The organism is Desulfovibrio inopinatus DSM 10711, assembly GCF_000429305.1.
Lineage (GTDB): Bacteria > Desulfobacterota > Desulfovibrionia > Desulfovibrionales > Desulfovibrionaceae > Alteridesulfovibrio > Alteridesulfovibrio inopinatus.
Map to the genome: position 1 here is coordinate 261,278 of NZ_AUBP01000006.1, position 10,616 is coordinate 271,893.

At 52.5% G+C, this 10,616-nt stretch carries 6 protein-coding genes; 5 read left to right on the plus strand and 1 reads right to left on the minus strand.

What is annotated here, in order from left to right:
* Positions 1-124: 124 nt before the first annotated feature.
* From proB to G451_RS0107510, 5 genes are all read left to right on the plus strand, one after another.
* Positions 125-1,291 (plus strand): glutamate 5-kinase, encoded by a 1,167-nt coding sequence (gene proB, locus G451_RS0107480; protein WP_034641199.1) that lies wholly within the window; start codon positions 125-127, stop codon positions 1,289-1,291.
* 642 nt (positions 1,292-1,933) lie between these two features.
* Positions 1,934-6,247 carry an acyl-CoA dehydratase activase gene (locus G451_RS0107490; RefSeq protein WP_027183759.1) on the plus strand — a complete coding sequence of 1,438 codons (4,314 nt, stop codon included), beginning with the start codon at positions 1,934-1,936 and terminating at the stop codon, positions 6,245-6,247.
* The gene (locus tag G451_RS28225) at positions 6,244-7,338 is read left to right on the plus strand and encodes an AAA family ATPase (protein ID WP_034641202.1); all 1,095 of its coding nucleotides are present in this window, start codon (positions 6,244-6,246) and stop codon (positions 7,336-7,338) included. The genes G451_RS0107490 and G451_RS28225 overlap by 4 nt, the downstream gene beginning before the upstream one ends.
* A 146-nt stretch (positions 7,339-7,484) precedes the next feature.
* Positions 7,485-9,365: a hypothetical protein gene (locus G451_RS0107505; RefSeq protein ID WP_027183761.1), complete on the plus strand. Its 1,881-nt coding sequence runs from the start codon at positions 7,485-7,487 to the stop codon at positions 9,363-9,365.
* A complete protein-coding gene (locus tag G451_RS0107510; protein ID WP_027183762.1) occupies positions 9,362-10,387 on the plus strand; it encodes an AMIN domain-containing protein in 1,026 nt (341 codons plus the stop codon). Before G451_RS0107505 ends, G451_RS0107510 begins: the two co-directional genes overlap by 4 nt.
* Here G451_RS0107510 and G451_RS34780 read toward each other — a convergent pair.
* Positions 10,388-10,616 (minus strand): hypothetical protein (locus G451_RS34780; RefSeq protein WP_027183763.1); only part of this gene is annotated, 229 nt, incomplete at its 5' end.

The following is a 10,616-nucleotide window of genomic DNA, read 5'->3' on the forward strand; positions in this document are numbered from 1 at the left end:
CACCACATCTTATTATTTGTTCGGCTTTTCTCCGAGAGACTTTACCCTCAAAACGCGATCACCTATTGATCACCGTCGCCCGATCCGTCATGCAACGGCCCAACCCGAGCCAACAGGAAACACCATGACTCAGCCGCAGGAACTCACCGATACTCAATTCGAACAACGTCAAAAAGATATCAATAATGCCAAGCGTATTGTTGTCAAAATTGGCAGCGCCGTTTTGACCGGTCAAAACGGTCTGGATACGTCCGTCATCGCGCACCTTGCCGACCAGCTTTCAGCTCTTGTCAAAACGGGCCGGGAATTTGTTCTTGTCTCCAGCGGGGCGGTGGCAGCTGGCCGTGGATTACTTGCCCAGGTCGCTCCCGGTCGGGATATCCCCGATCGACAAGCATCCTCGGCCATTGGGCAAAGTCGACTGATGCGGGTCTATGATGAATGCCTCGGCCATTACGGCATTGTCACCGCGCAGGTACTCGTTACTCGATCCGATCTTGAAGAGCGCGGCCGCTACCTCAACGTTCGTAATACACTCCGCACCCTTCTCAATTGGGGAGCCATTCCCATCGTGAATGAGAACGATACAGTAGGCATTCATGAACTTGTCTATGGGGATAATGACTGTCTGTCCGCACTATTACTTAATGTTATCGGTGCCGACTTACTCATCAACATGACGTCGGCCGACGGGGTGTTTGAAACCAATCCCGACACCGATCCCAATGCCCGCTGTCTAACGCACATTTCCGATATCGCCGAGATTGATATCGACACCATGTGCAGTGGAAAAACAAACGTCGGATCAGGTGGGATGTATTCCAAGCTCTTGGCCGCACGACGCGCCGCGCAACTCAGTGTGCCAACATTGATTCTTTCAGGGAAAAAACGGGGAGCACTGACACGAGCATTTGCCGGTGAACCCGTAGGCACATGGATCGTCCCGGAATCTAAAGCTATCTCTCGACGAAAATTCTGGCTCGCGTACAACATCGAACCCAAAGGAATGATCACGATTGATGACGGAGCAGTCAATGCCCTCCAAAATCGTGGAAAATCGTTGCTTCCTATCGGCATTACAATGATCGAAGGAGAATTCGATGAAGGAGACCTAATTCGCTTGATCGATAAAGACAGAGAGCAAATCGGCGTCGGGCTGTCCAATTATGGCAGAGACGAGCTCGAACGTATTAAAGGACTCCACTCTGAGGATATCGAAACAGCCCTTGGACATGTCCCCTATGCTGAAGCCGTGCACCGGGACAATATGCTCCTCGATGCAGCGGTCTAAAACGATTGTACACCTGTATTCGACCAGGATGAGAACCCAAAACACAACGTTCTCTTCCTGGTCGAACACTCTTATCAACAATTCTTCTCTCTGATTTTTTCAAATTCTTTTGTACAATCGTACGCTATTCCCCGTATGAACGCATGCACAAGGTACATACTTTGTACCAAGGATAAGGCTCGTTTTTTTCACGATTCACGTGTCACGATACCTCGTGTCATAGTAAATTTGTCATACGTTGTTCCGAATTCTTTTCAAAAGAGAACCACACTTCATGTTGAAAGAGGTTTTCACCTTCGACATTCTGCATACACGAGAACAAACGATGAAAATATGTCATATGATTGACTTCATATGTGCATACTCCGACTTGTCGAAGTAAACGATGAGGTGGTATCATTTCTCCCTCCCATTTCAAATGTGCTGTTGAAAAGTCGCCCTCTGTGCAAAGGTCGCCCTATTTTGCTGACATGCGGTTTTACTTGCCTTTTGGCGTGGCACGAGGCAGTAGTAAAAGACTTTTATGGGGTTGAAATTCATCCGGACAACCGTGGTGGGGAGTTGTTTCGGAATTATTGTTGCTGTGTGTATATCGCTCTTCCGCTATATCGTACCTATGATTCAGGCAAGGCGTAAGGTTCTATGGAAGCGTTGGGTATTTGCGTAGGCGCGTCCTCCGTGAGTGCGGCTATTGTCCAAGAATTAGACGATGGACCGAAAGTGTTGCGTGGCATCTCGCGCCCCCATGGGGGAGATGTCGCGCCGGTCGTGTCTGCTGTTATTCACGAACTGAGCCAATCCCACAATATCGCGGCAGCCCACTGTGCAGTCACAGGTCGAAGGTTTCGACGATTATTACGCCTTACTTCGCTCAGTGAACCCGAAGCAGTCGAACGCGCTGCTTCCTGCCTGTTCCCTGCAACCGATCCCATACACACCATCATTAGTGCAGGTGGAGAGACATTTGTCATCTATCGCCTCGATCAGCATGGCCGAATCATCGACATTTTGACCGGCAACAAATGTGCGTCGGGTACAGGCGAATTCCTTCTCCAACAGCTCGGACGCATGGGATTATGCCTTGATGATCTCAAAACATTCCAAGGCCATGTCGAGCCTCACCCGGTTTCGGGCCGTTGCTCGGTATTCTGTAAATCCGATTGTACCCATGCATTGAATAAAGGTGTCGATCGCCAAGCCGTTGTCGCAGGCTTGGCCCGCATGATGGCGGGAAAATGCCTGGAACTCTTCAAAACCATCCCCAAGAACCGAGCCGCCCTTATCGGGGGATGCTCACGCAATCGCTTCATGGTAGAAGCCTTACACGAATCCATCGATCAACTTGTTCTTCCGGATGATGCGCCATGGTTCGAAGCGGTCGGTGCGGCGCTCTGGGCTCTTGAGCACAAGCCTGGCACACTCGCCGCAGCCGGAGAACTATTTCGGCCCAAAACGTCGAGCTTTTCCACCTTGCCCCCATTACAACAGGCGATGCCCCGTGTGACGTACGCATCACGCCCGCACGTCACACTCCAGGACGGTGACGCCTGCCTTGTCGGGCTGGATGTCGGTTCTACGACCACCAAAGGTGTTGTCATCAGTCTGGTCGATGCCAGTATTGCCGCTGGAGTGTACCTCCGGACCAAGGGGGATCCTGTTGCCGCCGCAAGACAGGTCTACACAGAATTGAGCCAACAGATCGACGCCGATATCGACATTATTGGACTCGGTGTCACGGGATCGGGACGCACGATTGCCGGACTGCACGCGAATACCCCGGCCGTCATCAATGAAATTGTGGCTCATGCCACGGCAGCCGTACATTTTGATCCCGATGTCGACACAATTTTCGAAATCGGCGGACAGGATGCGAAATACACGCATATCGTTCACGGCGTTCCATGCGATTATGCCATGAACGAAGCCTGTAGCGCTGGCACAGGATCGTTTCTCGAAGAGGCTGCCCGCGAAACCCTCGGGGTCGATGTCACCACAATCGCCGACATGGCACTGGCAGGGCTGACGCCTCCCAATTTTAATGATCAGTGCGCCGCCTTCATTTCCTCAGACATCAAACTGGCGACGCAAGAAGGCATGGTACTCGACGATATCATGGCCGGATTGGTCTATTCCGTCGCCATGAACTACACCAACCGGGTCAAAGGAAATCGTCCAGTTGGCAAAAAGATTTTTATGCAGGGTGGTGTCTGCTACAATCGCGCCGTCCCTGCAGCCATGGCCGCGTTGATTGGAAAAGATATCGTCGTTCCACCCGACCCCGGTCTTATGGGTGCTTTCGGGGTCGCTCTGGAAACGGCCAAGCGTATGAAACTTGGTCTGGTGCCGCGAGGCCGGTTCCATCTTCAAGAACTCGCGGAGCGCGACACTCGACGCAAACCATCATTTATTTGTCCCGGCGGTCCCGAAGGCTGTGACCGTAAATGTGAAATCGCACGTATTGAAATAGCCGGTACGACGCACCCTTTCGGTGGAATTTGCAATCGCTATGACAACACCGTCGCCAAAGCAACCAACGATGCAAGTCGACTCGATACCATCCGTCAACGTCACCGATTTCTCACCCACATGCTTGCTCCAGAGGACAACCGCCCGACCGTTGGCATGAATCGCAGCTATCTCACCCATTCGTTTCTCCCATTTTTTACTGCCTTCTTCGACCATCTCGGCTACCGGCTCGTACTCCCGGAAGCCTGCGACTCGCAGGGCGTGGACGCACGCGGTTCCGCAATATGTTTCCCCGGAGAACTTGCACACGGATTTATGGCAAACCTCCTGCGTCAACGCCCCGATATTCTTTTCCTTCCTCATATCAAAGGCATTCCGACCACGGCACACACAGAACGCGCCTGCACGTGCGTTTTAGTCCAGGGAGAACCGTACTACCTGCGAAGTGCCTTTCCGGATTTACGACAGTCTCACCACAAAATTTTGACTCCTGTTCTCGATTTCTCCGGCGGTTTTCAAGCCGAATCGTCCACCCTCACCAATCTCGCGAGACAACTCGGCGCGAAACCAAGCCAAGCACAAGCTGCTTTTGATGCAGCCTGCCAGGCACAAACACAATTCAGCGAAAACCTCTTTACGCTTGGGCGCCCCATTCTTGAGGGACTCGCCCCCAACAAAGCGCACGAAACGCCCCCTTGCGACGACTTCGGCATCGTGCTTTTCGGGCGCCCGTACAATGCGTTTGCCCCGGAAGCGAATAAAGGGATTCCCGATAAATTCGCCATGCGCGGCGTACCTATTATCGGCGTGGACATGCTTCCCCTGCATGAAACCAGCCTCCCCGAAAACATGAATATGTATTGGGGAACTGGACAAACACTTCTCCGAGCCGCCCAGTATACCGCCGCCCACCCGAATCTCTATCCTGTTTACATTACAAACTTTTCATGCGGACCAGATTCTTTTCTCGTGAGTTATTTTCGAGACATCATGGGGAGCAAGCCTTCCCTTGTTCTTGAACTGGACAACCACACGGCCGATGCCGGTATTGAAACCCGCATTGAAGCGTTTCTCGACATCATTGCCGCAACACGTCGATTGTCTGCAACACAACATAACCAAGCCGTCAGCGTACCACGCCGATTTCATCCGGCTCGTATCGATCGGCATGGCAAAACTGCAGCTATCCTCACCACCTCAGGGGATGTCGTCCCACTCCATGATTCCCGCGTGCGGGTTGTTTTTCCCAGTATGAACCCCTACAGCTCGCCTTTGGCCGCAGCCGGCATGGCACGCGCCAATGTTGCTGGCGTCGCCTTGCCTCCTGCCGATGAACGTATTCTCAAACTCGGCAGAGGCAACAGTTCATGTAAAGAATGTCTCCCGCTTCAGCTTACCGCAGGATCACTCCTCGAGTATGCGCGCACTCGGCCTGCAGACGAAATTACCGCTTATTTTATGCCCAGTGCCTGCGGACCGTGCCGTTTTGGGCAATATCATGTTTTTATGTCGCGCCTTATTGAACATCATGCCATCCCGAACCTTGCCGTTCTTTCCCCCACCCCGGCGAATGGCTATCTTGGGCTCGGGAACACGCTGACCCTGGCAATCTGGCAGGCGATCATCATCGGTGACCGCTTCAGCCAAATGCGAAATGCTCTTCTCGCGGCAGCCGTCGATGTACCGACAGCACTCACCCTACTCGACGAACGATTTGAACAAACACGCCGTTCCATGGCGAAAAGTTGGAAGGAAACGGCCATTTCACTCGCTGAAACAGCCGAACAATTCAGCGCTATCCCTTTACATACTCCGCTGGAGAAGTTACCTCATATCGCCTTAGTCGGAGAAATTTTTGTTCGCCACGACCCTATCGCTTTACAACGCATCGTTGAACGACTCGCCGAACAAGGGTTCGTGGTCCGCACGGCTCCCATTGCCGAGTGGATTAAATATACAGACTGGCTCATCGGTTCGCGCACCGACGGCGCTCCGAATCTCGGATTTTCTTTACGCCGATTGGCCAAGACATATTATGATCGGTGTGTACGTCGGCTGCTTTCTCGTTCAGGACTCATCGACACGACCACACCGAAAACAGCTGATATCGTCAAGGCTGGCAGTCGCCATCTTTCTCCTCAGCTTACCGGCGAGGCTATCCTGACTGTCGGCTCGGCATTTCATGACATTCTTAAACCGGCTAGTGGTATTATTTCTATCGGGCCCTTTGGTTGCATGCCGTCCCGATTGTCCGAAGCGATTTTATCTCGAACCTTCACTGCCGATGAACTTGACCATGTGACATCTCAAAACGGAAATAGACGCATTCTCACCCCTGGAGAACCTCTCCCTTTTCTTGCTATCGAGACAGACGGTTCACCGTTTCCTCAAATTATAGAAGCACGGCTCGAGGCATTTTGCCTCCGGGCTAGCCGGCTCCACAGGCGGATGCGCCAACACCGCCCCAAGACGCAGAAAGAGGTTGTATGAACAGACTCAAACAGATCACAATCCGTGGATTCAAAAGTCTCAGGCAGGTGAATCAACTCAAACTTGATGATGTCAATATCCTCATTGGCCCCAATGGATCGGGAAAATCCAACTTCATCGACTTTTTTAAAATGCTCAACTGGATGACGAGTGGCAAGGGGAACCTTCAAACCTTTGTCAACAAATCGGGCGGTGCGCATTCCCTGCTTTTTGATGGACCGAAAACAAGCAAATCCATCGAAGCACACTTGCTTTTTGCCAGTGACCAGGGGGAGAACGAATACCATATCAAGCTCAAACAAGGCCCGCAGGATAGTCTCGTTTTTGAAGAGGAAAAATACCGTTATTCAAGTGCCCGCTTCGAAGGCAAAGCCGAATGGACAAACCTTGGCTTCAATCATCGGGAACTCCAATTGCTCGGACGCACCGATCCCACGGCTCGTTATGTATTGGGCGCACTCCGGAAATTCGTGGTCTATCAATTTCACAACACCTCGGATACCGCCCGCATGCGAAACCGTTGGAACATGGAAGACGACAGTTTCCTCAAACGCGACGGCGCCAATATCGCCCCATTTCTTTATAGACTTAAACGTCAGCGCAAGGGACATTACGAGCGTATCCGCGATTGCATACGGCGCTGCCTTCCCTTTTTCGACGATTTTTTTCTTGATCCGGATGGAGATTCCATCGGGCTTCGCTGGCGAGAAAAGGAATCCGGCTATATATTGGGACCGCATCAGGCTTCAGACGGCATGCTTCGCACCGTCTGTCTCGCGACGCTCTTCCTGCAGCCCGAAGAATGGCTTCCTTCGGTTATGATTATTGACGAACCCGAAATGGGCTTGCATCCATTTGCCATCAATACAGTAATCGATCTCATCAAAGAGGTGTCGATCAATACGCAAATCATTATCGCCACCCAATCACCGTCATTTGTCGATCGCTTCGATGCAGACCAACTCATTACGGCCCAACGCAAAGACCGCGAAACCGAATTCGATCGACTCGACATGAATCATCTGCAACATTGGATGCATACTTATAATAGCGTCAACGCCTGGTTGGATTATTACGAAATCGATGACTGACGTCCGCAGTCAAAAGACGCCAGAAACGTTCCGGGCGGAGCACACACGAAACGAAATGATGATTTCTTAAGGCGATTTTGCCCTTCGCCTTGCGGCATCACGGGGATTTCTATACAAGCCAAGACAGGAAGAAGGTGCAATTCACCATGCAATACACCATTCATCGTTGTCTACGCCATGATGCGTATACCCGACGCTTGCCTCTTATGGTTCCGTTTGTTGTGGCTGCGTTCCTGCTCCTCTGGCTATCCTCGGCAATGGCAGGCTCCGCACTGACCAACTACGGCGACAACGCATCCAATGACGGCGTCTATCCAACGACTTCCCCCACGCCCGTCAATCCATCCTTTCCCATCGCACCACGCATTCCCATTGAAGATCTCATGAAGTCGGGACAAACACGCCCGTCCACCTCAACACTCAACGAAAAAGATCTTCTCGAAAGCCCCAGCAGTACCGCGCATTCTCCGTATATGGCCTCGTCCCCTAAAAAGGCAACGCCAACGCCCGCACAGGGCACGTCGAAACAGACCTTTGCCCCCGCCACGTCCCACCCCGGCGCAACGGGGAAAACACAAACATCCCCGTCTTCCACGGCAACATCAACGCCGACGCCAACGACGGATTCAAATTTCTCTCGAAAAACGGTTTTCGAGTACATGCTCGGGAAGAAAAATGAACAAGGTCTCGACACGGCGTCCACCACGCCGACACCGACTCCCGAGTCTGCAGAAGACAAAACAGCGACGTCTTCGTCAACACCCGTCGCACCGACATCGACTTCGACCACCACTTCGCTTCCTGACGCGGTGGGGACACAATATTCACTCGATTTCAATGGGCTCGCCATTGGCACGCCACTCCCGCAATACGGCATAGATCTGGCCGTCGTTCCGGCTGACAATACGACCTTGGCCATGGGACTCAATGGAATCAATCAATCAGTAGCTGTTTTTGATGGACACAGCCTCGCCCATTTCAGAATGTCGGCGACTGTGTTTTACAATTTCCCCGATTCCGCCGATGAAGAGACGGAAACACTCATCACTTTCGACCTCACCGAAGGCGTCACGCGACAACTGCGGGCCAAGCTGACAACATCCCCGGACGATGGGAAAACATGGGCACTTTTTGCCCTTAAAGGTGGCACCTACGCGCCGGATATGCTCTGCGGTCCCCAGAAAATACTCTGGAAAGAAGGCAAACCCAAGACCATAGTGTTGGAAAAACAACAGGGAGCCCTGCGCTACTTCGTCGATGACCAACTCGTCTGCGGCTCTCCAGTCTCGGATTCCGCTGTGATGCGTGACTTCACGATCCATCTTTCCACAGGGGCGCTCGTCTATTCCGTTGAACTGGATGCCCTTCCCAAAACCCCCACCCAGACAACGGCCGAACCGACACGCAAACCCGTCGAACAGCATGGTGACAACACGTTCTATCGTATTTCCATGGCAGGCAAAAATCCCGGCGATCCGTACACGATGTATGGCTCCAATCTCATTGTCCTGCGTGACGACCAAGGGAAATATTTGGGCAGTGCGTCAAAAGATGGGTCGAATATCGCTTTTCCCGTGACCACCACCGATGCCTTCGGCGTCGATATCCTCACCAGAAATATGTTTCCGCTGTCCGACCGCGTCGGCTGGACCGACCGTTTCGACCTCTTCACGCTCATTTATAAAAATGGCATCAAGGAATCCTACTCGCTCAATGTGATGGAAGATGAAAACTATCAGCTCATGGGGCGATATTTTATTTCACGAAGCGGCCCCAATTATACAGGGTACACAAGCTCTACAGATTGGTTGCCCTGGGTCAATGCCGTCGATTTCAACGAATTCAAAGTCCTCAAGGCCAATGGTGTTATCCGGCTTTTCTATAACGGGCAGTTCATTCGCAACGAACCCACCAGAGGAGACTCCCTGATTCGGGTTCACATTCCTTTGCGCTACGGCGACAGGCTTTACGATATCATCGTCGCCTCCAATTTGTCCGTTGCCGAGGAAAAGGAGAGGAGCCAGTGATTCAACGCATCGTTTTCGGTATTCTCGTGGTCGTCATCTGCATTCTTGGCGCCCTGCTCTATCGGCAAGTGCAAATCCTTCCGATCTCCGAAGATCATATGACGCGCGAAAACCTGGCTGGCCTCGTTGCCTCCTATATGCCGGCCCAGCAACAGGACGCTTCGTCAGAGGCTTTCGGGACCCCCGCGTCACCAGGATCAACCCCGATGACTGCGACACCGACATCGGATATGTCGTCCTCGCAGAGTGGAATTTCAGCGTTTGAGAGCACCCACGAGACGAACAAGGCCGGTGGCTCTCCATCGCAAATGCCCTCGCAAAGTCAAACACAGACGCAAACGCCATCGTCTTCAATGACACCGACACCCACTTCGCCAGACCAATCCTCCGTCACGGCAACACCGACGCCACCAAGCTCGGTTGCAGAAGAAGGTATGGCCAATGCCGGCTATATTGTGCGGCGAGATGTGGTCTCCCCGCGCACCCGCATCAACCGGATTGTTGAAAACCTGGAATGGGAAGCATTAAAAGATGTGAATTCTCTGCCGGCCGATCGTGTGTGGCGCCCCAAACGTCCTGACGCGACGGCCAAACCAACGGCCACGCCGACACGAACCGCGGCCGCAACACCGACCCCGTTCGTCCCCAAATCAACACCGACCAAGCCCACGCCGACGACACCGACAGTTTCCGGCAAAAATGCCATTCGAACTATTCGTGTCGAAGTAACGAAAGACGGCGCCGTCCTACAAGGCACGACAGCCATGCCCATCGACCGTGTGACCATGTTCACGGTCAGCGCACCGCCCAGACTGGTCCTCGACCTCCACGGCGTCTTTGCCAACTACAAACAGACCGTCAACGTCCCGCAAAATTCCATTTTCAAGAATGTACGCACCGGACTGCACAAAACAAAAATGCGTATCGTCGCTGACCTCGTCTCCGACAAAGCCGCCGTCGTCCCCTTAACACGCCAAACCCGCGCCAACGAATTCGCCGTCACCATGCAATTGCGGGAGTAGTTATGTAACAGGATAACTCTCTGGATTGAAGACACACCAAAGACAGGTATCTATTTGAATTCTTTGCAGAAAACGCTCAAAAGAAGCGGAAGGAAAAATCAAATAAAGAACTTGTGAACTCGTCACATCCCCAAGATCTCCGATTGAACCCCACTTGATACCGAAGAAATTCTTTTCACCAACACAGTTAAAAAGGTTTGCGGAAGATGGGTGATGGGGAGGGGGGTCT